22 protein-coding genes are annotated in these 23,805 nt (G+C 65.1%); 5 read left to right on the top strand and 17 right to left on the bottom strand.

Features of this window, described 5'->3' with window-relative positions:
- Window positions 1-144 precede the first annotated feature (144 nt).
- The gene (locus VKP62_01615) at window positions 145-993 is read right to left on the bottom strand and encodes a hypothetical protein (GenBank protein MEB3195878.1); all 849 of its coding nucleotides are present in this window, start codon (window positions 991-993) and stop codon (window positions 145-147) included.
- Window positions 994-1,192: 199 nt separating this feature from the next.
- Here VKP62_01615 and VKP62_01610 point away from each other — a divergent pair, with 199 nt between their 5' ends.
- Window positions 1,193-2,263, top strand: coding sequence for a histone deacetylase (locus tag VKP62_01610; protein MEB3195877.1), 1,071 nt, complete (start codon window positions 1,193-1,195; stop codon window positions 2,261-2,263).
- Here VKP62_01610 and VKP62_01605 read toward each other — a convergent pair.
- The 7 genes from VKP62_01605 to VKP62_01575 all read right to left on the bottom strand — a co-directional run bounded on the left by VKP62_01605 (window position 2,257) and on the right by VKP62_01575 (window position 9,898).
- On the bottom strand, window positions 2,257-3,381 hold the full coding sequence (locus VKP62_01605; GenBank protein MEB3195876.1) for a hypothetical protein: 1,125 nt from the start codon (window positions 3,379-3,381) through the stop codon (window positions 2,257-2,259). The two genes, VKP62_01610 and VKP62_01605, sit on opposite strands and share 7 nt — an antisense overlap.
- 135 nt (window positions 3,382-3,516) lie before the next feature.
- The gene (locus tag VKP62_01600; protein ID MEB3195875.1) at window positions 3,517-5,064 is read right to left on the bottom strand and encodes an acyl-CoA carboxylase subunit beta; all 1,548 of its coding nucleotides are present in this window, start codon (window positions 5,062-5,064) and stop codon (window positions 3,517-3,519) included.
- Between the two features lie 79 nt (window positions 5,065-5,143).
- Complete coding sequence (locus tag VKP62_01595; protein ID MEB3195874.1) at window positions 5,144-5,935, bottom strand: enoyl-CoA hydratase; 792 nt, start codon at window positions 5,933-5,935, stop codon at window positions 5,144-5,146.
- The gene (locus VKP62_01590; GenBank protein MEB3195873.1) at window positions 5,932-6,627 is read right to left on the bottom strand and encodes a hypothetical protein; all 696 of its coding nucleotides are present in this window, start codon (window positions 6,625-6,627) and stop codon (window positions 5,932-5,934) included. The genes VKP62_01595 and VKP62_01590 overlap by 4 nt, the downstream gene beginning before the upstream one ends.
- 7 nt (window positions 6,628-6,634) lie before the next feature.
- Complete coding sequence (gene lspA, locus VKP62_01585; protein MEB3195872.1) at window positions 6,635-7,159, bottom strand: signal peptidase II; 525 nt, start codon at window positions 7,157-7,159, stop codon at window positions 6,635-6,637.
- A gap of 163 nt (window positions 7,160-7,322) precedes the next feature.
- Window positions 7,323-8,060, bottom strand: coding sequence for a sigma-70 family RNA polymerase sigma factor (locus VKP62_01580; GenBank protein ID MEB3195871.1), 738 nt, complete (start codon window positions 8,058-8,060; stop codon window positions 7,323-7,325).
- 413 nt (window positions 8,061-8,473) lie between these two features.
- A complete protein-coding gene (locus tag VKP62_01575) occupies window positions 8,474-9,898 on the bottom strand; it encodes a carboxypeptidase regulatory-like domain-containing protein (protein ID MEB3195870.1) in 1,425 nt (474 codons plus the stop codon).
- A gap of 269 nt (window positions 9,899-10,167) precedes the next feature.
- On the opposite strand from VKP62_01575, the gene VKP62_01570 reads away from it, so the two are divergent.
- On the top strand, window positions 10,168-10,779 hold the full coding sequence (locus tag VKP62_01570; GenBank protein ID MEB3195869.1) for a hypothetical protein: 612 nt from the start codon (window positions 10,168-10,170) through the stop codon (window positions 10,777-10,779).
- Between the two features lie 324 nt (window positions 10,780-11,103).
- Here VKP62_01570 and VKP62_01565 read toward each other — a convergent pair whose 3' ends face one another.
- The 4 genes from VKP62_01565 to VKP62_01550 form a co-directional block, all read right to left on the bottom strand.
- Window positions 11,104-12,345 carry a hypothetical protein gene (locus VKP62_01565; protein MEB3195868.1) on the bottom strand — a complete coding sequence of 414 codons (1,242 nt, stop codon included), beginning with the start codon at window positions 12,343-12,345 and terminating at the stop codon, window positions 11,104-11,106.
- 160 nt (window positions 12,346-12,505) lie between these two features.
- Window positions 12,506-14,116 carry a hypothetical protein gene (locus VKP62_01560; GenBank protein MEB3195867.1) on the bottom strand — a complete coding sequence of 537 codons (1,611 nt, stop codon included), beginning with the start codon at window positions 14,114-14,116 and terminating at the stop codon, window positions 12,506-12,508.
- Between the two features lie 94 nt (window positions 14,117-14,210).
- Window positions 14,211-15,689 (bottom strand): deoxyribodipyrimidine photolyase, encoded by a 1,479-nt coding sequence (locus VKP62_01555; GenBank protein ID MEB3195866.1) that lies wholly within the window; start codon window positions 15,687-15,689, stop codon window positions 14,211-14,213.
- Between the two features lie 5 nt (window positions 15,690-15,694).
- The gene (locus VKP62_01550; protein MEB3195865.1) at window positions 15,695-16,063 is read right to left on the bottom strand and encodes a VOC family protein; all 369 of its coding nucleotides are present in this window, start codon (window positions 16,061-16,063) and stop codon (window positions 15,695-15,697) included.
- A 291-nt stretch (window positions 16,064-16,354) separates the two neighbouring features.
- Here VKP62_01550 and VKP62_01545 point away from each other — a divergent pair, with 291 nt between their 5' ends.
- Entirely contained in the window at window positions 16,355-17,206 is an 852-nt protein-coding gene (locus VKP62_01545; protein ID MEB3195864.1) for a DNA adenine methylase, read from the top strand.
- Window positions 17,207-17,227: 21 nt separating this feature from the next.
- Here the strand turns inward: VKP62_01545 and VKP62_01540 are convergent, their stop codons facing one another.
- The 4 genes from VKP62_01540 to VKP62_01525 form a co-directional block, all read right to left on the bottom strand.
- Window positions 17,228-17,857 (bottom strand): hypothetical protein, encoded by a 630-nt coding sequence (locus tag VKP62_01540; protein MEB3195863.1) that lies wholly within the window; start codon window positions 17,855-17,857, stop codon window positions 17,228-17,230.
- Between the two features lie 77 nt (window positions 17,858-17,934).
- Window positions 17,935-19,197 carry an ADP-ribosylglycohydrolase family protein gene (locus tag VKP62_01535; GenBank protein MEB3195862.1) on the bottom strand — a complete coding sequence of 421 codons (1,263 nt, stop codon included), beginning with the start codon at window positions 19,195-19,197 and terminating at the stop codon, window positions 17,935-17,937.
- 28 nt (window positions 19,198-19,225) lie between these two features.
- Entirely contained in the window at window positions 19,226-20,680 is a 1,455-nt protein-coding gene (locus VKP62_01530) for a hypothetical protein (protein ID MEB3195861.1), read from the bottom strand.
- Between the two features lie 45 nt (window positions 20,681-20,725).
- A complete protein-coding gene (locus tag VKP62_01525; GenBank protein ID MEB3195860.1) occupies window positions 20,726-21,115 on the bottom strand; it encodes a hypothetical protein in 390 nt (129 codons plus the stop codon).
- A 387-nt stretch (window positions 21,116-21,502) separates the two neighbouring features.
- On the opposite strand from VKP62_01525, the gene VKP62_01520 reads away from it, so the two are divergent.
- Entirely contained in the window at window positions 21,503-21,742 is a 240-nt protein-coding gene (locus tag VKP62_01520; protein MEB3195859.1) for a hypothetical protein, read from the top strand.
- Window positions 21,739-21,957, top strand: a complete 219-nt coding sequence (locus VKP62_01515; protein MEB3195858.1) for a hypothetical protein — start codon at window positions 21,739-21,741, stop codon at window positions 21,955-21,957. Before VKP62_01520 ends, VKP62_01515 begins: the two co-directional genes overlap by 4 nt.
- Window positions 21,958-22,023: 66 nt before the next feature.
- Here the strand turns inward: VKP62_01515 and VKP62_01510 are convergent, their stop codons facing one another.
- The gene (locus VKP62_01510) at window positions 22,024-23,730 is read right to left on the bottom strand and encodes an electron transfer flavoprotein-ubiquinone oxidoreductase (protein MEB3195857.1); all 1,707 of its coding nucleotides are present in this window, start codon (window positions 23,728-23,730) and stop codon (window positions 22,024-22,026) included.
- Window positions 23,731-23,805: the final 75 nt, after the last annotated feature.

The raw sequence follows: 23,805 nt of genomic DNA, 5'->3' as shown, positions 1-23,805 counted from the left end.
TTGGTCAGGTAGAGCAGCAGGCCGAAGCGCCAGGCCTTGAAATCAAGTCGAGTCAGAGCGAGGCATCCTTTCCAAGCCCCTTATACCGTGTCCCTGTGAGCGTCTCACGCGGGCCCGGCCGGGCGCCGGCAGGCTGCGCCGGACCTATTTCGCCTTGGCCGGCGGCCTTTCGTGCTGGGCGGCGTGGTGGCCGACCGCGTGAATGGCCTGAGCATAGCTGCGGAATAGCTCGATGCTCAGGCGTCTCGCACTGCCGGGCTCGCCCAGTTGGCTACTCAGACGCCAGCGGCGCCGGATGAGGTCGTCCAGCCTGCGCTTGAAGATCTTTCCCGGCGCCGCCCGGCGGGCCTCATTCAGATGCAGGCCAACCAGGGCGAGCTGTCCTTTCGCCGCTTGCGGATCATCGTGAAGCAGGGCCACATACGCTCTGACCGTGGGCAGGTAACCTGCGCGCAGATGTTGCACGGCGCTGTCCTCGGGCGTCGCCGCCGGCCGCCCTCCCCCGCCGCCAGCCGGAGGCGACAGCGCCGCGCTGACCGTGATCAGGGTCAGGGTGAGGCTCAGAGCCTGTTCATTGGCCTGGGCCAGTTGCCGTCTCGACAGGCTGATTTCCAGGGCCGGCACCGCCCCCAGAGCGTGCAGCAGCCGAGTTCGCTGACTGCCTGGGAGGCTGGCTTCGACCCAGCGCCCGAGGCTGCTCCGCAGGCCTTTTGCCTCCTGCTCCGCGTTGCGCCACTCCTTGAGGGCGATCGCAGCTTGCAGGGCGGCCATCCGCGTCAGGCTGGCCTCGACCGGGTCTGCCTCCAGGCTGGAACGGCTGCTGGCTCGCGGAGGTGATGGCGTGAGGGGGGAGGTGGGCCGCGGGGAGGGGGACGCCGCCTGACCGTAACGGTTCTGAGGCAGAGGGCTTTCCCAGGCCGTTCCCCGCTCGGGCGGTGACGGCGTGGCCCCGTGCAGGAAAGGCAGGCACAGCAGCAACGGCAGAAGTGCCATTCCGTCTCTGCTCAGGCATCGGCGCAAGGGGCCGAGGAAGACGCCGAACGGGCTGGCGAGGGGCATGGGGACCTCACGACATCGGGACGGGGCAAACGCTTCAACGCAGCGCAGTGAGGCCAAGCTAGCATTCTGATTGCCTGGGCCGCCTGTCCTGAGGTGACCACGCGATTGGTCCGCTTTGCCGTATCATGCCGCTATGTTCATCACCATTCAATCCGATCCGCTTTGCGTCCAGCACGAGACCGGGGAACATCCTGAGTCGCCCGAACGCTGGGCCCAGGTGGATAGGGCCCTGCGTGCCCTGGCGGCGGAGGTCCCTGGCCGGCTCCAATTTGAAACGCCCGAGCCGGCCAGCGATGCCGTGCTCGAACTGGTGCACCCGGCATCCCATCTGGCCCGCCTGGCTTCATTCTGCGCCGCGGGCGGCGGGCGCATCGATGAAGACACCGTGGCGACGCCGCTCAGTGAGGTGGTGGCGCGGCGCTCGGCTGGGGCTGCCATCGCGGCTGTGCAAGCTGCGCTGCGTGGCCCCGAGCGTCGTCACGTGGCCCTCTGTCGGCCACCCGGCCACCACGCGTTGCCGGAGGCCACCATGGGCTTCTGCTTCTATAACAATGCGGCGCTGGCCGCCCGCTGGGCGCAACGACACGGGGGGCTGCAGCGGGTCGCCATTCTCGATTGGGACCTGCACCACGGCAATGGCACGGAGGCCATCTTCTGGGAGGACCCGACTGTCCTGTACATGTCGACCCACCAAGACCCCAACTGGCCAGGCACCGGGGCGTCCAGCGATGTGGGGGAAGGGCCGGGCCGCGGCTTCACCGCCAACCTGCCGCTGCCGATCGGCACGGGGGATGACGGCTACCGGAAGGCCTTCGCGGCGGTGTTCCGCCCCTTGATGGCGCATTTTCGACCGGAGTTGCTGATCGTCTCGGCTGGTTACGACGCGCATTGGCGGGATCCGCTCGGGCGCATGGGGCTGACGGTTTCGGGGTTCGCCGAACTCACCCGGGAAGTGTTGCAGTGGGCCGATGGTTCGGCGGCTGGGCGCTGTGTCTTCCTGATGGAGGGGGGCTATGACCTGATGGCTCTGCGCGAGTCCATGGGGGCTTCGGTGGCCGTCTTGCTGGAGGCGCCCGTCCACGATCGACTGGGAGCGAGTCCTTATCCGGAACCCGCTCTGGCGGTGGAGCTGGCCATCAGGCGCACCCAGGAAGCGCTTCGGCCCTACTGGCCAGGCCTTTTCTCAGGCGAAGCATCTCAGTAGGTGCTCGGTGAGCCGAACATGTGCGCCAGCACGCTGACGACCTCCGGGTCGAGATGTCCTTGCTGCCGGAGCAGGTCGGCGATGTCCTTGAGTTGTCCGGCGTCCAGCTTGGTGTCCGTCTCAATCAAGCCATCGAAGGTATCTGCCACGCGCACGATCCGGATGCCGAGCGGGACACGTCCTTCGGCTGGCTGCTCGCCCTCGGGCCTCAGCCAGCGCAACTGCCCCATCAGGTCGCGCAGGTCTTCTCGCGGGTTGCCGAAGATCTCGCCCGCGGGCTGAGAGGTGCCGATGTGCTTCCAGGCCGCTCCGGTCAGGCGGCCGTGGCGAACCTCGCGAAGGGCTTGGTCCAGCACGGCGGGGTCTGATTCGTGCATCATGGCGAGCAGACCAATGCGTTTGGTTTCGCTCGGTCCCAAGCCCATCGCGCGGGCCACGCGGCGGCTCAGCACGCGAACCCGGTTCAGATGGGCTGCGCGTGCCTCCCGGCTCACGGCCAGGGCGAGCAACGCGTCGACCAGCAGGCCTTCAAGATGCACATAACGTTGGCATTCGGCCAGCGCGGTGGCGCATAGTTCTGTGAAGCTATCGAGCCAGGACGCGCGGTCAGGCGTCGGCTCTCCCTCCAACAGCAACACCCCAAGCGGCGCTTCCTCCAGGTCCCAGAGGGGATAGGCGCGCAGGCTGATCCCAGCGGGCACATCGGTGTTCCCGATGGTGATGAGTCCCTCTCCATGAGGGTCGACCCGCAGAACTTCCCCCGCAATGAAGGCCTCCTCGAGCAACTCCGTGCGGTAATCCGGGATGACGGCATCGGTCGAGCCGGTGACCTCCAAGAAGTGGTCCTCGCCCACCGTCGCGATCAGGCCGGCCGTGAATCCGAGCCCCGTTCTGGCCTCGGTGAGCAGCGCACGACTCAATTCGTACAGGTCTGTCAGTTGACGCCACTGGTCCACCTGTGCGGCTCGGTGGACCACCCGTTCCTTCGCAGACCGCAAGGCCTCGGCCATCCGGGCATCGTCTTCGCGGTGTTTGGCTTCCAGCAGGGCCGAAAGGGCCTGAGGCGAAATCGCGAGGGTCTGGCGGGGGGCCCACCGCCTCGGTTGATTTTCAGGCATCGCGATCTCCTGTCCCCGGAAGCAAAACAATGGATTATGTTACCCCTTCCATGCCCATGTGACAAGCAAAAAAAACCGCACGTCCTGCGTCATAGGGACGTGCGGAAACCTGCTGATGAGGGCGTGCGGCCGCGTTCAGACCGGGTAGACGCCATGCTTGCGCAGGGGCGTCTCGACCTCCTTCGATTCGGCGCGCGCAAAGCGGCGAATCAGTTCCTCCCGCAGGGCGTTACCTGGCACGATGTCGTCGATCACGAGTTCGGAGGCGAGGCGGTAAATGTCGATATCCGCTTGATATTCGCGCCGTTTCTCTTCAATGAAGGCTTGTTTGGCCTCTCCCTCGAGCTCCGCAATTTTGTTGGCATAGACCGCGTTGATGGCCGCTTCCGGCCCCATCACCGCGATCGAGGCAGTGGGCAGGGCGATCGTACATTCAGGCTCGAAAGCGGGGCCGCTCATCGCGTAAAGGCCAGCCCCGTACGCCTTTCGCACCACCACACAGATCTTCGGGACGGTGGCGTCCGACATCGCGGAAATCATCTTGGCGCCGTGGCGGATGATGCCTTCCTTTTCCACCTTCGAGCCAATCATGAAGCCCGGCACGTCGGAGAGGAACAGCAAAGGAATGTTGAACGCGTCACACAGCCACATGAAGCGCGCGGCCTTATCCGCCGAGTCGACAAACAGCACGCCGCCCTTGACCTTGGGTTGATTGGCCAGGATGCCCACCACGCGTCCGTCAATCCGGCCGAGCCCGGTCAGCATTTCCTGGGCGAACAACTTCTTGACCGGCAGGAAGCTGCCCTCGTCCACCAGCTGGGTGATGACGTTCATCATGTCGAAGGGGGTGTTCTGGTTGGGGGGCACCACCTCTTCGATCGGCTTGCCACCGGCCACGATGGCCTTGCCTTCGACCATGGGCGCAGGTTCCGTGCAGTTCGAGGGGAAATAGGAAATGTAGCGTTTGGCCGTTTCAATGGCCTCTTCCTCGGTCTTCGCCAGGAAGTCACCACAACCGCTGGTGGTGCAGTGCATGCGCGCGCCGCCCATCTCTTCCAGCGAGACCTTTTCGCCGATCACCATCTCCGCCATACGAGGCGAGCCCAGGTACATGCTGGCATTGGCTTCTACCATGATCACGACGTCGCAAAAGGCCGGAATGTAGGCGCCTCCGGCAGCCGATGGCCCGAAAAGCACGCAGACCTGCGGGATCACGCCGGACAGGCGAACCTGATTGAAGAAGATACGCCCCGCTCCGCGGCGGCCCGGGAACATCTCCACCTGGTCGGTGATGCGCGCGCCGGCCGAGTCGACCAGGTAAAAAAGCGGGATGCGCAGTTTCTGCGCGGTTTCCTGGATGCGGATGATTTTTTCGACCGTCCGCTGCCCCCAGGAACCCGCCTTGACGGTGGAATCGTTGGCCATGATCGCAACGGGGCGACCGTCAATCATTCCGATGCCGGTCACCACGCCATCCGCAGGCAGATCCTTGGCGTTGCAGTTGGCGAAGAGACCGTCTTCCTGGAAGGAACCTTCATCGACCAGCAAGGCAATGCGATCGCGGGCGAACAGCTTCCCGGCGGCCTTGGCGCTCTCGTGGTACTTGGGCGCACCGCCCGATTGAATGGCCTGGATGCGGCTGTGCAGTTCGTCCGTCGTGGGGGACACAGTGGGGGCGGTCATCGGAAGCTCCTTCGATTCACAATGCTGGGAAGCTTGATTTTACGGCCATTTTCAGGCGGGATCAAGGACGCCCTTGACCTCACTCGCCGCGAAATTCGGGTTTGCGCTTCTCGCTGAAAGCCCGCAAGGCTTCCTGGCGATCCCAGGTCGGGATGGTCACCTCATAGGCCTTCGCTTCCAGTGCCAGGCCCGTCTCCAGGTCGACCTCCAGGCCGCGGTTGATCGCGAACTTGGCCTGGGCGATCGCCACGGGCCCCGTCTGTTCGATGATCTGCGTGGCGAGCGCGCGGGCCTCCTCCAGCAGACGGTCCGCCGGTACCACCCGTTCCACCAGGCCCAGCGACAGCGCCTCAGGCGCCGCCACCCGGCGTCCGGTGAAGATTAGCTCCTTGGCGCGCCCCTTGCCCACCAGGCGAGGAAGGCGTTGCGTCCCGCCCGCCCCCGGAATGATGGCCAAGGTGGTCTCGGTCAGCCCCATCAAGGCTTGTTCCGCGGCGATCCGGATGTCGCAAGCCAGCGCGAGTTCCGTTCCACCGCCGAGGGCCAAGCCATTGACCGCCGCGATGACTGGCTTGGGAAGATGTTCGATTTCGTTCATCAGTTCCCGGATATGCTTGAGAAAGCGCCTGACCTCATCCGGCGACATTCCGGCGCGTTCTTTCAGGTCTGCCCCGGCGCAAAAGGCCTTGTCGCCGGCGCCTGTCACGATCACGGCGCGCACGTCGCGGTCTCCCCAGATCGCGTCGACGGCCTCGCGAAGCCCTCGCAGGGTGGCCCGGTCGAGGGCATTCATCCGTTCGGGGCGATGAAGCGTCAGAGTGGCAATAGCACCCTCGCGCGATACCATCACGCTGTCGACCGGGGATGTCATGGCGAAGGACGCTCCTGAACTGGGGGCTGAAGCCCCATCAAGATGGCCGCGATGGCCCGGGGTTGCTGAGGATGCTCGGGCGTGACCACGTAGGCCACGTCGGCCGCAGGATAGATCCAGACCTCACCGCCGCCGAAACCCCAGCGCAGGCTCGCTGCCGGCGGGCCATACTTGCGGATGACGCGCGTCGCGGGGTCAAGCGGCCGCAGGAAGGTTCGGGTTTGCAGGCGGGAAGGCGCCCACACCTGGATGTGATTGACCACCGGCTCCGCGGCGTCCGCGAAGAAGAGTTTGACGTGAAGGCCGGTCTGCGGAACGTCGCCTCCCAATCCCTCCTCTTTGGCGCGAGCTCCGGGCAGCGTCGCCGACACTTCCTCGTACTCCCACCACTCTCCTCGGTTGCTCGCGGCCACCCGTTCTGGCTTGCCCCAGCGCAGCCGGACTGTTTCCTTGTTGGCACCAAGCGGCAAACCGCGGGCCCCGGTTTCCTTCACCCAGAGGGGATTGGGGCGAAACCGACGGTGCGTCTCCCGCTGCAGTTCTTCGAGGGTCGGCCCTGCCAGCTTCAATTGCTCGGCTTGTTTGCTGGGAGCCTCCGGAGAACCTTGGAAGAGCCAGGCGCATCCCGCCGTCTGTGTCAGCACGCCCAGACAGGTCACGGTCACGAAAAAACGGCGCGTGGTGACTCGCATGACGCCTTTATCCCTCTCCCTTACCCAGCGCCTCGTTCAGGGCGTCCTGCTTGCTCACCAGGTAGGTGCATAGCAGCATCAAACCGACGCCGACGTCGATGCACATGTCTGCCACATTGAAGATGGGGAAGATATTCTGCCCGTGCCGCTGCAGGTCGAACATGTCGATGACGTATCCGAGTCGAGCCCGGTCGTAGAGGTTGCCCAGGGCGCCTCCGAGCAGGAAACCAAGACCAGCCATCTGCAGCCAGGTACGTTCCCTCAGCTGAATGGCATAGAACACGATCCCGAGGGCCACCGAGCCTGCGATGCCAATCAGCAGCAAGGTCTGCCCCCAGAACATGCTCCAGGCGGACCCGAAGTTTTGCGTGTAGGTCAGGGCAAAGTAGCCGGGAATCAGTGGAATCGAGGGGTAATGCAAGGTCATGTGGGTCACGACCCAAGCCTTGAGCAACTGGTCCAGGACCAACGCCACCGTCGCGTAGACGAACATGCTGGCTAGCTTGGGGCCTTGCTTGCTGGAATCGACCACGAGTTTCCCTCTGCGAGAAATCCAGTTCCATCGGGGTCCACCGGCAAGGGGCCCGAGACGGCTCCAATCCTACCACAACCGGGCCCCCTGAGAGGGGCTCCCCCAAACGGCGAGGACGGCGCCTGTCGGGGCACCGTCCTCGCCATTGGTTCAGTTCCCGCGCTCAGCGCGCCGGCGCGTTGGAGACGATCAGCCGCAGTCCTTTTTCGGCCTTCTTCAGCCGCCGACAGACTTCCATCTGGCTGATGCCCAGACGACGGCTGAGTTCCGCTTGGGTCAGGTCGTCGAAGTAACGCATCTGAAGCAACTCGCGCTGGTGGTCGGGCAGGTGCTTCATGGCTTCCGTCAGCACCAAGCGTTCATCTCGCTCGTTTTGATGCGCGTTGCTGGTGGTCGGATCAGCCAGGGTGTTGAGCAACGAGCGTTGTTCGTCTTCCTCGCCGTCGCCGGTCTCCTGGTCGAGCCACATCACGGTGACGCGGCGGTCGTACACGCGGGCCTGGTCAATCAGGTCCGTCGAAACGTTGAGCGTGTCGGCCAGTTCCTGGTTCGTCGCTTCGCGTCCCAAGCGGTGACCCAGTTCCTGGGTGACTTGCCGCAAGCGGTAGGAGAGTTCCTGGAGGGCGCGCGGGCCCCGCACCAGGGTCTGCCTGTCCCGCAGATAGTGCCGGATGTGGCCCGTGATGAAATGGACCGCGTAGGTCTTGAATTCCGTGTTGTGACCGGTCTCATAGCGATTGATCGCTTCGAGCAACCCGATCGAACCCACCTGAATCAGGTCATCCACCGGGTCGGTGCTACGACGAGCAAGGCCCCGCGCGATCTTGTGGACGAGAGGCAGATACTCGTTGACGAGTTTTTCCTTCTCCTTCGGACTCGCGCCGGCGTACACCTTGTTCATTCAGGTCTCCTTCGTGAGTTTGGGAGGTTGGTTTCCAAGCCAAGGATGATCGTATCGGATCGCGAAAATCACTTCCAGTCAACTTTTGTGAAGCAGTGGTAATTATTGTAATGTATTGTGAAGCGGAAGGGCCGTCAGTTTCACATTGTGCAAGCATCACGCGACTTTGCAGGCTCGAACGGAATATTCCGCAGGACCTGCTGCGAGATACAAACTTCAGATCAGGAAAAGCTTATGTTGTGATCAAGGCCTCATCGCGGGGTGGCGATGAGCACGGCCAACATCGCGGACGCTGCGCGTGGATGGCAACGCCGCTCGTCGCAGAGGGACGTCGAGCAGGGCGTCCCCCTGCGCCTTGCCAGAGAGTCATGGTTCGTCTGAAACGCTCCCGAGCCGCGCTGTCTGCGAACGCCTCACGGCTTTGCGAGAAATATCGCCAGGTCATCGATGCTCGATGGTGCCAGGCCACGTTCCTTGTAGACGGGGACATAGCCCGCTGCCCGAACCGCCACGCGATACTCCCCGGGGGGAATGTCCGACTGCCTGAACCATCCATCGCTGTCGGTCTGACCGTTGATGACAGGCAGCAGGTCATCGTGCAGGGGCTCAATCTCGATCCGGGCCCGCGCAACGGGGATGTCCGTCAGCAGGTCCACCACCCGGTACATGCAGGCGGCGCGTCCGCTCGACGCCGGACCTCCGGCCTTGGCCGGAGCTTGTGGTTCCGAATGAGGGGGGGCCGCCTGGGGGGGAGCGGCCGTCAGCACGGGGAGTGCCTCGATCGCATCCGAGAGCGCGGAAAGGCGGGGTCGCTCCGGGGAGCGCGCGGCGATTCCCTTGGCCTCTGGGGCATTCGGCAACGTGGGGGCGCGTGGGCGTTCAGGTGCCCCGCCGGGCGTGGCGTGCGCCGCGGAGAGGCCTTCGCCGGGCGCGTGGTTTGCCGGCGGCGGGGGCGCGACGGGGGCAGGGCGGCGCGGGTCCGCCGCCGGGGGAGGCACGGGACGCGAGGGCAGGGGAGAACGGGCGGGGCCCCCCGAGGGGGCAGGCGGCGGGGGAATGGGGGAGCGGTTCGCCTCCGGAACTGTGGCGGCTCCCGCCCCGACCTCGCTCTGGTCTGGAACTTCGGTGGGCAGCACCGGTCCCACGAACGGTTCGGCCTCCAGTGGCGGCACGACCGGCGCCACGGAGGGGGTGGGCTGTCGCAGCAAACGCGAGATTTCCGTTGCCCCTTGCTGGGATGGCAGGACCGGAGTGACGGAGGGAGGCGGCGCTTCCTGCTTTCGATTTTGCAGCTCCTGCTGCGCCAGGATGGTCTGGTTGAGCGCCGCCGTGGGATCGAAGTGGGCATCGACGCGGCGTCCGCTGCCGGGAGGAACCAGCGGAGCGAGGGGCGTCCTTCTGGCGGTGGGGGCCTCCGGAATCCGGATGTGTGCCAGGTCCGTGTCGCCCTGGCCCGCGCTCGAGCCCTGAGCTCCCGGGTTCGAGAGCTTGGTCGTCCTGGGGGGCAAGGGCGTCGCACCCTTCAGGCGTGGGCCTGGCGTGCGCCCTTGCGGCGGGTGGGGAGCGGGCTCGGCCTGCGCCCCTTCCCACGGCAGGGCTTCGGAGAACAGCTGGGCCATCTGGGACGAGGCACTGGCCCCCAGAAAGGAATCCGCCTCGAGCTTGCCTTCCTCCTCACTGGAGGCGGGGCCCTCCTCCGGCTCGTCGTCCGGGTTTTGGCGACGGCGTCCGCCACCCCGGCCGTTACCGCCTCGGGTGTTCATATGAACGGAGTCGGAGCTCGGCAAGCCGCCGGGCACCTTCCCCGTGGGGCGATTGGGCTGAATCTCGGAGGCCAACCGGAATCTCCCTCAGGGGCGAGGCCACAAGTTCCATATTCCTCAGAAGTGCGGGTTCCACACCCGCTGTGGGGATGTCCGGAACCCTCGAACCGGGGCGGGTTTTTCAAGCATCGAGGCGCTGGCCTGAGCTGGACCATTGGCCGGGCGCGGACACTGGGGATCGACCCCCGGATCCGGCTGGGGTATAGTGAGGACCGGTCTTCATCTCCCCCTCCCCTCCGCGCCACGCGTGCGTGGGTGCCCCTGACGTTTTTCGAGAGGAGTCCATGATGTTGGATTCGACCCGACCACTGGTGCAGTCTGCCTTGCTCGAGCGACTGGGTGAGGGGGCCATGTGGGTTCACGCCAATGGTGAGACCTTTACCCTGCGCGTAGGACCTCAGGGCGTTCAGCTCGTCCGGGACGGTCAGATGGTCGGGCGGGCGTCGTGGGAGTCGCTGGTGGCCTTTCTGGGCCACCAGCAGCGACGGATGGATAGCCTGATCGGCGATCGCCGCGTGCCACGCAACCTGCTGGTGCATCCAGACTTCGAGCAGGGGATCCTGCCCAACCTCTACGTGAATGCCTACGAGGGCGATCGCCTCGTGCGGGGCGGCACCCGGCGGCGTTTGGAGGCGCGCGTGGCCTCGCTGGCGGAGGCCGAGCGGCTGATGGCCGTCGAGATCGCCTGTGCGAATCCGGACTGCTTGCACACGGTCCGGCCCTTCCGGCCACGCGCCAAGGGCGCTCCCACGCGTCTGTTCGTGGGGTTCACCTGCCCGATCGAGGAGAGCATCGCCTGTGCGCGGACGCGCGGCGCCAAAGAGGCCATGGAGGCGGTGGTCCTGCGGGTCGAGGAGGCCGGGCAGTATTCCGCCAATGACATCGTGCGGCGCTGAACGCGACAGATCCTGGCGTTATGAAAGAAAACCGTTCAGGAGGGTGAGGGCTTCGGCGCCATCATCGACCTGCCCCTGTTCGCCCTCCTTTGGCAGGCCCGATTATCTGAATCAAAACCAGGCCAGCCCGCGACGGGCCTTCCATTATCTGGAGGGTGGCCCCCTGGGCGGGCGAGGTGTGCTCGCATTATCTGGGGTGAAAGGCTGGAAACCCGCAATCTACCGTTGAGAGGTTGCGCCCGGCTGGATAATACCTATTATCGTGAAAATGCTCGGGTGCCCTGCACGGGGCAGGGCCGTTCAGCCAGACCGCCCGGGGAGGCGTCAGGGGTAGACCGCGCTCCGCAGCACCTGGGGCATGGACTGACACATGGTGCGGATGGCCTCCTCGTTGTATCGCACGTCGGTGTCGTACCAGCGGCGATCGCCGTTGAGCACGGGCCGCGGGTCGCGCAAGCCGGGAATGCATTGGACGTCGAGATAGGCCGCCGGATTGGCCGCATACGTGGCGGCACTGCGCTCGAGGTCAGCGAAGCGTGACACGAGGGCACTGGTCGTGACCGTGCGCAACTCCCCGGCGGTGCAACCCGGGTGGTCCTCCCAGTAGGTGGCGACGCGACGTCTCACCTCGCGTTGCTCATGCAGGCTGGCAGCCGTGACAACCCCGCGCCGCACCGGTTCGCCACCAAAGGAATAGCCGTCGATGACCCGCTCCAGCAGCCACAACTTGTAGACGTCGAAGGTGTTGTTGAAGGCCGGCAGCAGCAGCATGCGTCCCTCGATGTTGGCTTCGCGGGCGACGCGGGCGGCGGCATCCAGCGCCGCGCGACGCAAGTCCTCCAGCATGGCGTCCAGCACCGCCGCGGACTTCACCTCCGAGTAAGCACGGTCACGATGCCAGTGACTGCCGCTCGGTGCCAGCCAGATGGAGCCGCCGGCAGCCAATCGGGCTCGCGTCGCCTCCGCCGTCAGCTTCGGAAAACTGTAACCCACCAGCCAGGCCAAGGCACCGCGCCTACGTTGTCGCAGGCGGCCCAAGCGGGCCAGTTCCACGATGGCGTCCGTGGGCAGTTTCGACACGTCCACCGGGCGGGGCGAGAAGGCGGGAAGGGGGGCCGGGCTACCGGGCAGGATGAGGGGGTAGTGGCGCGGCGTCAGGTAGACCGGAGCTTGCAAATCGGTGAACGGGTCCGTCAGGGCGCGCCCTGCGGCATCCGTCCGCTCGACCTCGGCGTAGGCGCGGGGGGCCGCGGGGGCTTCCGCTTGAATTCCTCCGGCCGCTTCGGGGTCTACCCCTGCGCTGGTTTCCGCGCTGTTCTCGTCCGGCTCGGCGGGCGTTTCGGGCTCCACAAAGGGCGTCTCCCTCCTGACGCCTGGGAGGACACGGGCCCCGGCGTCCAGCCCCGGCCCGGCCGCGGCCGGCTGAGTGGCCGCTTGGATCGCTGGGGCGCCGGCGGGACGGGACGCTTGGGTGGTTCGCAAGGTTGCGCGCGAGGAGCCGGGCTCGAGGCCACAGGCCGTCAGGGGAAGCAAGCACATGGCCAGGGGAAGCCAACGGGTACGCATCGGATGCTCCTCCCTACCTTAACGAAAGATTCAGCCTAACTTAAGTTTAGTTCCTCAGCGGGCACAATTCAAGTCGGGCGGTCCGGAGCGCCCTGGGCACCGATGGCGGCTTGATTCCTCTCTGACTCCGTGACGCCCGCCGCACCTTGCTTCCGTGGCCTTACGGGGTCGGAGCCGTCAGTGTCAAGCTGGCCCCCGGCGGCAGGGTCTTGGCAAACGCCTGCAGGGCTGCCCGCATGCGCGCCTCCTGGTCATGGGCGATCAGGTAAAAAGCCACCTTGTCTGAGGCGGCCAGCACCCGGATCGTCTGCAGGGTCGCGACGTGGCGCCAGGAGGGGGGCCGATTCGGGAACCAGCTGTCGTAGATCATGGCGTAGGCGATGTGGTGTTCGCGCACAAGACGTTGCAGGGTCTCCACCGTGCGGCCCTCGGCACGGGTCAGCAGTCGGGCCCGTTCGGAGCCTAGCCCAATGAAGTCGAGCACGTACTGATCATTTTGAAATGCCACCCAGCCCAGGTCGTTGATGGCGACTGGTTCCGGAAAGTACTCGGTCGCAAACCGATGCATCTGGTACTGCTGCTGATAGATATTCAGCGAGCCGGGCGGGGTGTGCAGGATCAGGGCGAAGTACGGCAGCCCGGTCACAAGCAAGATCCCGAGCACGCTGGTCAGTGACACCAGGGCGCCCCGGCCGAGGCCGAAATCTCGCGGAATCAGAAACACGGCACACAGCGCGGTTGCCACCACGTAAGCCTCATAGCGGGCGAAGAAGCCAAAGTGGCCGGCACACAGGTGCGCCCCGATCGTCAGGAGCGCCAGGCCCTGGATCACCTGAGCCGGCCGGGCGTGGCCTTCGCGCTGGAAGAGTCCTGCCGTGAACAGCAAGGCGGCCAGCGCAAGCAAGGCCCCGGTTCGGGTCTCGAGTGAGGAGTAGACGCCCCAGATGGCGGTTTTCAGGCCCACCAGGGCGTGCCCCTCGCTGAGCGACGTGGCCGCGAGGGATTTGGTCAGCACGGAACTGGGGAGGAGGGGCAGATTCCAGGCCCACATGGCACTGGCGTAGGCTCCGAGCACCCCTGCCAGGCCCCCTCCCAGTATCCAAGCCGTCTTTCTGTGCCCCGCGAGGTACAGGGCGACCAGGCCGAAAGGGGCGATCGCCAGGCCCTCGAAACGAATCAGCGCACACAGCGCGATGCCGCAGGCAGCCAACGTTGGCCGACCGCCAGGCTGAAAGGCTTGATACAGACCTGTCAGGAACATGGTCATGCCGAGCACGTGGAGAGGGTGTTCCATGCCAGTGAACATCAGGGCCAGGCTGTTGAGGGCCAGAATCAGGGCCGGTGGAATGACCAGAAACGCCAGAGGGGCCAGGCGTCCGAAGCCCGGGCCTGCGTTTTGCCAGACCAGGCCGGCCATGAGCCAGACGGTGCCGAGCGTGGCAGGCACGATGTAGAGCAGGGGGGCCTGGTCTCCCCAGCCCATCGCCAGGGGCAAGGTCAGCAAAAACGGAAAGAGAATGGAGGAGGAGGGGGCACACAGTTCCCCGAGGTTCACGCCGTAGCTGCCTCTCAAAATGTTCTCAGCCAGGGCCAGATGGATGTAAGGGTCATCCAGGGTGTAAATCAGCCGGCCTCCGGTCTTACCGACCATGATGGCGTAGAGCCAGAGGAGCAGGGCGCTTGCGACCAAGGTCGCGTACCACTGAAAGCTGCGCACGGAGAGCAGGCGGGTGGTGGCCTCAGGCAGGGAAGGAGCAGGTGAGCGGCTCATGGTATCAACCTGGTCTTGGGGGAACACAGCGTTCCTGGCAAAACGGGGCGTAACGAGGAAAGGTGCGGCAGGCCACCGAGTGGCCGGGCCGGTTTCAACGTCCGTAGCGGGCCAGATAGGGCTTCAGGTCCAACTTGCGGGCGGTGTTGTCAGAGCTCATGTAGCGGATCGTACCGAAAATGGGGCGCTCCGGTCCCCAGGCGCGGTCGAAGCGCCCCAGGCACCAGAAAACGCCACTGACGCTGTTGGGGTCCCGACCGTCGAGGGCCCAGCGGTCGTTCAATTCCAGCAAGGTCTCCAGGGCTTCCTGCGGGCTGGCCGACCATTCCAGCACCTTCTTGCCCCATAGCATGCGCATGTAGTTATGGATCCGTCCTTCACGCAACAGTTGTCGCTGCGCGGCGTTCCAGATGGGATCGTGGGTCGCGGCCGCTTCGAGCCTGGCGCGGTTGTAACAGTGGGGGCGGGGGTCCCCCGCGTGTTTCGCGAGGGTGGCGCGGGCCCAGGCCGGCAAGCTCTCATAGCGATCGTGGCTCGGTAGGGTGTGAGCCACGTTCAGGCCGACTTCTCGCCAGGTGATGAGTTCATCCAGAAAAGCCTCTGCCGGCTCAGACAGCCCCCACCAGCCAGCCTTGGCCCCCGTGGGCTTGGGAGCCAGGCGCTCAGGCGTCCAGGCCTCCGACTGCCAGACTTCGGCGATCGCCTCGTGGGCGCCGATATGGCCGAAGTGGAGATAGGGTGATAGCCCGCTACTTCCTGCCAGCCCTGGTTCGTTCCGATCCTCCTGATAGCGAGCCAGTCGTTCACTCACGAACCGACGCAACAGCAGGCGCCCGGCCTGTTCTCCCCCTCGAACCCCCGGCACGGGCCCGACGGTATGGTCGATCGCGATGGCTTCGGCCCAGCCGGGCGTGCCTTCCAGCAGGGCCGGGGAGGGTTCGGGCCAGGCCTCCAGCCGAGCCTGCAGGTCAGGACGCACGGTGGCCCGCAACGCCTCCAGCGGGGCGGCGCTCGGAAAACGATCGCGCGGCAACAGGCCCGGTAGGGTCTTGTGCAGGTGGCGACGGAAGCCGTGGGCGGTGGGGAAGGGCGACGGTGAGGCGGACAGCGGCATCAAGCCATTCCCATCCACGGCTTCCACCCGCACCGGCAGGCGCTGGGCGGCGGCCGCCTGCAAGGCGGGCACGAAGAACCCCGGCCAATCATCCGTCACCACCGCGCAGGCGTCCTGGGCCAGGCACTCGAGCAAGCCGTCCTGCTCCCCAGGTCGCAACTCCACGTGGGCCCGGTATACCACCCCTGGGCGCCCCGCGAGGGCGGCGGCCTGGTCCGCCATGCCATCCAGCACGAAGCGGTGCATCCGATCGTTCATCAGGTGGTGCCCCACCCGCATGGTTTCCAGGATCACCAGTGGCACTTGAAACTGGTTGGCCAGTTCCACCGCTCGCTGCAGCGCCAGGTTCCAGCCGAGGCGGCGGTAGGCGACCATCCAGTAGAGGACGTAAGCACGCTCCGGACAAGGGGGGGCGGCATTCAGGGGGCGCAGGCGCTCGGCCAAGACGGGGACGGACATCACGTTCAGGCCTCCGAAAGCAGCTCGATCTCGTAGCCGTCCGGATCCTCGATGAACGCCATGAAACCGCCGTGCCGGCGGGGACTGGCTTCCTCCGTGACCTTCACACCGGCCGCACGCAAGGCGGCCAGCGCCTCGTCCATCCGTGGGACCGAAAACGCCAGATGAAAGATGTCCTCCGGCAGCTGAAAGTCGGGATCCCAGGGCAGGTAGGCCAGTTCCAGTTCGGTCGGGCTGTCCGGGTGGGTCAGGAAAGCGAGTTGCGAACCGCGGGGCGACGTGGCATTGTCGCGCAGGCTGAAACCCAGGTGGGACGTGTAAAACTGGATCGCACGCGCCATATCGCGAACCTTGAGCCGCACGTGAAGAAACATGGGGAACCTCCCTTCGGGGCCATCATTGTACGCCCAAGCCGTCGCGCTCGGGTGATTTGGCCATATAACAATGATTACCTGGTCTGCATGGGCGGGAAGGTCGCTTCGTGTTCTGCTTGCCAGATAATGTTTGTTATCGATGCTTCTGGGGGGCGAAATCAGTCATTGGTGAATCTATCACTGACTGTATTTATCTGTGCAATGGTCACAGTGATTCATTCGTCAAAAATGTGAAAGCCCTTGTGACAATAGGTACAGCAGTCCGGTGGCTTATGTAATTAAAGTGGCGTTATGCCACAAGCCGCAATCAAAAATTCAGCAATTCAAGTTCGAATTCCTGATGCCGCACCATTTGTAAAATGGGTTGGAGGGAAGCGATCATTATTGCCTCAGATTACGGGGCGTCTTCCAGCTCGTTTTAATTCTTATCACGAGCCATTCGTTGGCGGCGGCGCGGTGTTTTTTGCGCTGCAACCGGTGCGGGCTCATCTTTCCGATGAAAACGCGGAATTGGTTCACACCTATCAGGTCATTCGCGATGATGTGGAGCGGTTGATTCGCCATTTGCGGGGCCATCGTGCGGACGAGGATTACTATTACGCCATTCGCGCCCTCGATGTGCGCCAGCTAGATGGCATCGAGCGCGCCTCGCGCCTGATCTTTCTCAACCGGACCTGCTTCAACGGCCTGTATCGTGTCAATTCGCGAGGCGCCTTCAACGTTCCCTTCGGTCGCTACAAGAATCCACAGATCTGCAACGAGGTGGGCTTGCGGGCTGCCTCGGCGGCCTTGCGCGGCACGGGGCTGGCACACCAGGGTTACGAGCAAGTTCTGTTGAGGGCCCGCCGCGGGGACTTCATCTATTTCGATCCCCCCTATCACCCGGTTTCCAGCACGGCGAATTTCACCGGCTACACGGCGGGGGCCTTCGATGCGCGGGATCAGCGCCAGCTGGCCGAGGTATTCCGCACGCTCTCCTTGCGAGGCTGCAAGGTGATGTTGAGCAACTCCGACACCCCTTACATTCAGGAGTTGTATCGGGATTACTTGGTGGAGATCGTGGCGGCCCCTCGCCTGGTCAACCGTGACGCGAGCAAGCGGGGGCCGGTCAACGAGGTACTCGTCCGCAACTATCGCGCCTGAAGGGGCGGATGACCGGGTGGCTCAGTAGTATTCGGCACGCTCATCGAGTTGCTGGCAGCTCAGCTTCAGGTGGATTCCGCTGTTGTCCATGTGATCGATCCAGTCACTCGGGGCTGCCAGGTCGCGGGGAAAGAATAGCCCCTGCCGGATCACGAGGGCGGTCAGGGCGTGACTGTCATCATCCAGCAGCACGTTCTCCATCCGGCCGCAGCCACCATCCGTGCAGGTAACGGGCGTGCCCCGGACGAGGCTCACCTCCAGTCCCTTGGGGCCGCGCTGCTCCCCCGCGTCCGCGTGGGGCGCTTCCAGATGAGGGGCCCACCAGATTCCCCCGAAGGGCAAGGCCACGGGCACGGGCCAGGCGGGGTTGGCTTCTTCAAACCGGTCGGCGTCGTAATCAGGCATGCTGGCGAGGTCTGCCAGGCTGCAATCCAACCACAGCGTCTGCTCGCATGTCAGGGCGATCAGGGAGGTGGGCACCAGCACTTCCCGCTCGCCGGGTGGGGGGCGGCGCACGACCAGCTGGCTGACGCAGGGCTTGGCGGCGCTCACCACGATTCGCGTGACCCGTCCCGCCTCGCCATCGTGGGTATGGACCCTGGCGCCGAGAATGTCGTGTTCCATCTGCCCCCCTTGTGCACCGGCCTGCACGCGACCCGCCTCCAGCATAAGGGGGGCGGGACGGAGAGTCAGGAGCCAGCAGAGGCTTCCGGCAGCATCGACGTCGGTCAGGTCTCCTCAGCCAGCGCGTGCAGCTGATCGGCCAGGCGGAGCAACGGGTCGGTCACCGGAAGGGCGCGGGACCAGGCCTCCGGCAGCCCGCTGAGTCCCAGGTAGGCTCCGGCGAGCGCACCGGTCATCGCGCCCGTGGCACAGGCGTCGAAACCAGCGTTGACGGCAGTGAGCACCGCCCGGACGGGATCCTGAGGCCAGCGTAGAAAACAGTACAGCGCGGAGGGCAGGCACTCGAGCACGAAGCCGCCGGTCTTGAACCGGCCCAGCACGGCGTGTGGGGCTTGCCCATCATCGAGCGCCAGCGTCACCTCGTGCAGCCGGGCGGATGCTTCCAAGTCGATGCCGCGAATGGCTCGTTCCAGCAGGGACATCCAGGCGGCACGATGCAAGCGGCCGGGCGGGGTCTCGACCAGCGAGGCGATCGCCGTGGCAAACAGCACGGTGCCGGCCAGGGATTTCGCCCCGGTGTGGGTGAGCAGACATTGCAACACGGCTTCCTGACGCAGGCGCCCGAGTTGTCGGTGTCGTAGCAGGGCCAGCGGGACCACCCGGGTCGTGCCGCCTGCCCCGTTCGAGTCGACCCCGCTGACGCACCAATGATGACCCTCTGCCAGAGACTCGATGGCGGCGATGGTCGATTTGCCTGGTTTCAGGGCGGCAGGCAGCCAGCGCACCAGTCGTTCGGCCAGGTCATCGGCATCGAGGGCGCCGTGTGCTTCGAGCAGGGACTGGCCCACAAGCTGCACCAGCTGGGTATCTTTGGCGCCCTGGCCCACGGGCCAGGTGTGGCGTCGGCCGATGCGTGCGGTCATGCCGGCTAGCGGACCGCCGTAGATCATCTCGATGTCTTGCGGTGAGCGACCCTCCGCAGGAAATCCGAGCGCCTCCCCGGCGGCCAGCCCCAGCAGCGCCCCTCGAAAGCGGTCCACCAGATCCGTTTGCCCGCGCTCAGGCTGCGCAGCCCTGAGGTCGGAGGCGGGAGGGAGCTTGCCCGTGGAGGGACGGTTGCGGCGACGGCGCGCCACCTGCACCAAGGGGGTCGGCTCCCCGGTCGTGTCGATTTCGTAGATCCAGTCCGGACTGAGATCAGCCAGACCCGGCAAGCGATGAGGCGGTGAATCCGCTGCCTCATCAGGGGCGCGGAACTGGGCGCAGACCGTGTAGGCCGGATTTTCGATCTCGACGCCGTGCAGACTGCACTGGTCCCCTGCCAGGGCATGGCACATCGTGCAATTGACGTGGACTTCGCCCGCCATGAAAACGACGACTCCTTGAAAGTGTCAATTATAGCGGGGGACGCCCGCCTCGACCAGCACCGGTCCACGGGTCGTCGCTGGCCCGGCGCGAGGCGTCCGAGGCCGGCCAGAGCCAGCCATAATTGAACAGTGCCACGCCTTCCACGTGGTGGAATGCCCCTTCGACCCGGCGCCCCTTCAGGTAGGCTACCTGCGCGCTGACCGGCCAGTGGCGACGCGGTGGTTGGACGCGCGGGGTACCGGGCTGCGGTTCGGCTGCCAGGGCCACAACCAGGGCCGGACGTCGCCCTGGCAGGGCAGCCAGATGGTCATCGACCGAGGCCAGTTCCTTGTCGATGGTGGAGCGAAGCTGGCTCGCGTCGACCGGATCCAGTTCTGGATCGAACGCATAGCACATCGGTGCGAGTTCATCGAACAGCGGCGTCCAGGCCAGGGCGTCCTGGGCGCGAACGTCGTGACCGCGCATGTAGCTGCTGGGATGAAACACCAGGCCGTACTTCACCGACGCCGGTAGGCGGGTCCGCAAGTTGGCGATCAGGTCCCGCAGTTCGTCACTCAAAAAGCCTCGCCAGGCCGTCAGCCAGCGCTGGCGGGTCTGTTCGCTCGGGGCATCACCATCGGTCAGGAAGTGTCGGAACTCAGCCGTGTCAAGGTCCTTGCGCTTGCTGCGTAACGCCGTCACCGTGGCTGGCGAGTACCCCCAGAAGTCTCTCGGATCCGGATGACCGGTGCGGGATTTGGCTGCCACCGGATAGCGCATATAATCCAGCCAGACCCCATCAAAATAGCCCAGCTGTCCCACTTCCTCCAGCAGCGCCCCCAGCCGCTCCCCCACCTGCGGGGACGAGGGCGAGACGAAGGCAGAACCGGGCCCTTCGGCGGCCAGAGGGGTGTCCCCATAACCGTTGGTCACGCCCTCGACCCAGCCGCTCTGAATCTGGTCTTCGCCCCAACGCAAGGCGTGCAGCCACGCGTAAATTTTCATGCCGCGGTGGTGAGCTTCGCGCGCATAGACCCGAGCCACATTCAGCTTGGGCCAGCGCGCTGGGAACACCTGGCTGCCGAGGTAGGACACGCGGCCGTGATAGAAGGTCTCGAGGTAGATCTCGGTGATGCCCATCGCTTGCGCGCGGTCCAGGACCTCCAGCACCCGCAGGTCGATCGCATCCGCTGCGTAGGGACGAACCCAGATGGCTTTCCGCCTGAAATAGGGGTCGCCCGGGTCCCCCACCTGCGCGGTCTGGGCCGTTTCCTTTACCAGCGTCTCATAGTCGGCCAGCGGCCCTTGCGGGGGGGCTTCCCAGAACCAGCGCGGGGCGCGATAGCGGGCCTCCCAGTCCTGAGCGCTGATCGGACGCGGCAGGCTGGCCAGGTACGATTCGCGTGCCTGCTCCAGCTTGCGGACCTGGGCAGGCGCGATCGAGGCGCCGAGCGCTGGGGCCGCGAGAAGGGTAAGTGCCACGGCGGCAATCAGAAGTCGCATGAGGCTATGCTACCCGATGACCGTCGCGGATGACGGTGACGGGGCCTACTTTGCCACGAAGGAGCAAACCGAGGAATGCGCCATCCCCATATCGGTTCGGGTTTCCACGCGAAAGTAGTAGCGGACACCAGAATCAAGGTTTTTCAGGGTCGTGCGCTGGGCGTCGGTCGGACTGGTCAGGATGGGCTGTTCCAGGCTCGCCTGGCGTGACACCCGAATCACGCTCTGCCCCTGCCAGGGTGAATACCAGGAGATCCGGGCCGTTTGGGGACGGCCAGGCTCCACCACGACGGGCCCGAGGCCGGGGCGCAACATTTTGGATGCGCCGCTGGCCTGACTGCCGCCTCCAGAGGCGTGGGAACCGAACCAGGAGCAACCCACCAGGAGTGCCCCCAGGATGGTTGCCCCCATCAGACGTCTGGCCCGGCGGATCATCCGTTTTCCTCGCTTGCTGAGCTTGCGTGGAACTGCGCGCGTCACGGCGCCTTGCGAGCGAGCCGCATCGACGAACCGTGACGTTCTTCGTTGAGACAGATGGACGGACTGCACTGCCACAAGGATCCCCTGTTGTCGACTTACCCGGGGCTTGGAGGCGACAAACGTGAGAGTGGACAGTTGCCAGGAGTCCATTCCAAGCGGCGTGGTGCGCCATACGCTTCGTCAAGGACGACGGTGAGGAGCCTCCCGCGGGTGAGATGCAGGCTGAAAGCGAGAAGTTTTAACCAACTTTAACCCCGATTCTCCCTTTTTGACGCCACCTGAGGCCGAACATGGCCGATAGTATGCGCAGGATCCCCTTCGACCCGCCGCGGGAGAGATGGCTTGCGCGCCCCGTTTTTGATCCCCCTATCCCTGCTGGCCAGTCTGCTGCTCTCCGCCTGTGGGCGTGTGGCGAACCTGGAGGCCGGCATTCCGCCAATCGACTCGGTGCTCGTCAGGACGCCAGCGCGCCATGCGATCGCTGACGCCAGGCATCAGGACCAGCAACGGCGCGACCAGGAATCGGACGGGCCGGAACAGAGCCGCGTGAGTGTCCCCGTGCCAGAGCGGAAATCCCCGTGAGCGCAGCGGCTGACGCGCTGCAGGAAGCGGTCGCGGCCCTCAAATCGGCCATCGCCTCGGCTCCTAGGGCCCAGATCCCCCTGATGGAAGCAGTGGATGCGGTTTATGACCAGCTCGATACCTGGGGTGAACACCTCAGCGACGATCAGGTGCTGGAGGCCCAGTTGATGATCGGGCATGCCGAGAGCATTCTGACACGTTACTTCGGGATGTGAGACGCGAGGCCCGAAAGGGCCTCAGCCCCTCTGTTTGGCCTCGCCCCGAGGCGTCGGTGGCGTGCCCTACATGCCCACGTAGACCGGGCCACCGCCCCCTTCCGGCGCGACCCAGGTGATCAGCTGGTAGGGGTCTGCGATGTCGCAGGTCTTGCAGTGGACACAGTTGCTCGGGTTGAGTTTCAACTCGGTCTGCCCGTTACCCTTGAGGTCGACCATCTCGTAGACGGCGGCGGGGCAGAAGTGCTGGCAGGGATTGCCGTATTCCTCTTTGCAGCGGGTGTTGCAGATGTTCCAATCGGCGATGCGCAGGTGAGGGGGCTGGTTTTCCTCGTGCTTGGTGCCGCTGCGGTAGACATCATCCAGTTTCGAGAAGGTCAGCTTGCCGTCGGGCTTGAAGTCACTCTGGGGCTTGCGGCCATCAGGAAACTTGTCCTTCAGCTTGCGCATGCGGCGGTAGCCAGGCACCGCGGCGTAGCGATCGTGCAAGCCACGCCCACCGGTCACCATCTGCAGGGGAATATGGAAGAACATGGCCGGGTAGAGGCCGTCTTCGAACGATTGGTGGAAGTTGCGGGCGGCGTAGAGTTCCTTGCCGACCTCGCCATTGAGGATGCGCTGCTCGTAACCGGCCAGCAGGCTGGCGGGCATGGGAGCAGGGTCCTGCCCGGCTTGGGCCAGCAGGCCTTCGAAAATGGTCTCAGCAGCTTGGATCCCGGATTCGATCGCCGTGTGAATGCCTTTCAGGCGCATCGGGTTGAGCAGGCTGCCCGAATCACCCACCAGCACCACGCCGTCGTCATACAGTCTCGGAATCGACCAGTAGCCGCCCTCCGGGATGGTCTTGGCGCCATATCGCACCAGTTCGGCGCCGTCGAGCAGTTCGGCGATCGCCGGGTGGGTTTTCAAGCGCTGCAGCTGCAGGTGTGGGTCAAAGGTCGGATCGTGGGTATCGAGCCCGCCGACCTGTCCCACGTAAACCAGGTTGTGGTCGAGGTGGTAGATGAAGCCGCCGCCGAATTCATCGGCTTTCAGGGGGAAGCCCATGGTGTGGATCACGCGACCCTTCTTGAACTTCTCGGGCTTGACCTTCCAGAGTTCCTTGACGCCGCAAGCCCAGACCTGGGGGTTCTTGCCGGCGTCGAGTTGCTTCTTCTGAATCAGCGCCTTGGTCAGCGTGCCGCGCGTGCCCTCGCCCAGCACCACGCAGCGGGCCAGGAAGTCCATGCCCGGCTGGAAGTTTCCTTTGGGTTGACCGTGGTGGTCGAGCCCCTGGTCCGTCGTGCGCACCCCGGTCACGCGGTCCTGGTCATCGTAAAGCAGCTCAGCGGCCGGGTAACCAGGTGCGACCGTCACGCCTTCTTCTTCCGCTTTCTGCGCCAGCCAGGCCACCAGTTTCTGCAGCGAAACGACGAAGTTTCCGTGGTTTTGCAGTGGTGGCGGCGTGATCGGCAGCTTGAGCTTGCGGCTGGCCGTCATGAACCAGACTTCGTCCTCGGTGACGGGGCTCTCGACCGGCACGCCGGCGGCGTCGAAATCCGGGAAGAGCTTGCGCAGGCTCTTGGGGTCCATGACCGCGCCGGAGAATCCGTGATACCCCACCTCGGCGCTCTTTTCGAGCACCGCGATCATGGGATCGTCCAGCTTTGCGGCAGGATTCTTGGCGTTGTGGGCCTTGACCAGACGCGCCAGGTGGATCGCCCCGGCCAGGCTGGCCGGACCGGCGCCGACGAACAGGACGTCGACTGGATTTTGCTCGCGCGCGATGGTCATGGCGACATATCTCCGAGGGGGCGTCCGCGTGGTTCAGGCACCGGTCGGACCGCCGTGGGGCTGGAAAACGCGTTC

It is taken from the genome of Candidatus Sericytochromatia bacterium, assembly GCA_035285325.1.
Taxonomy (GTDB): domain Bacteria; phylum Cyanobacteriota; class Sericytochromatia; order S15B-MN24; family JAQBPE01; genus JAYKJB01.
The sequence above is the reverse complement of the archived record's forward strand: the minus strand, read 5'-3'. Positions and strand labels throughout refer to the sequence as shown.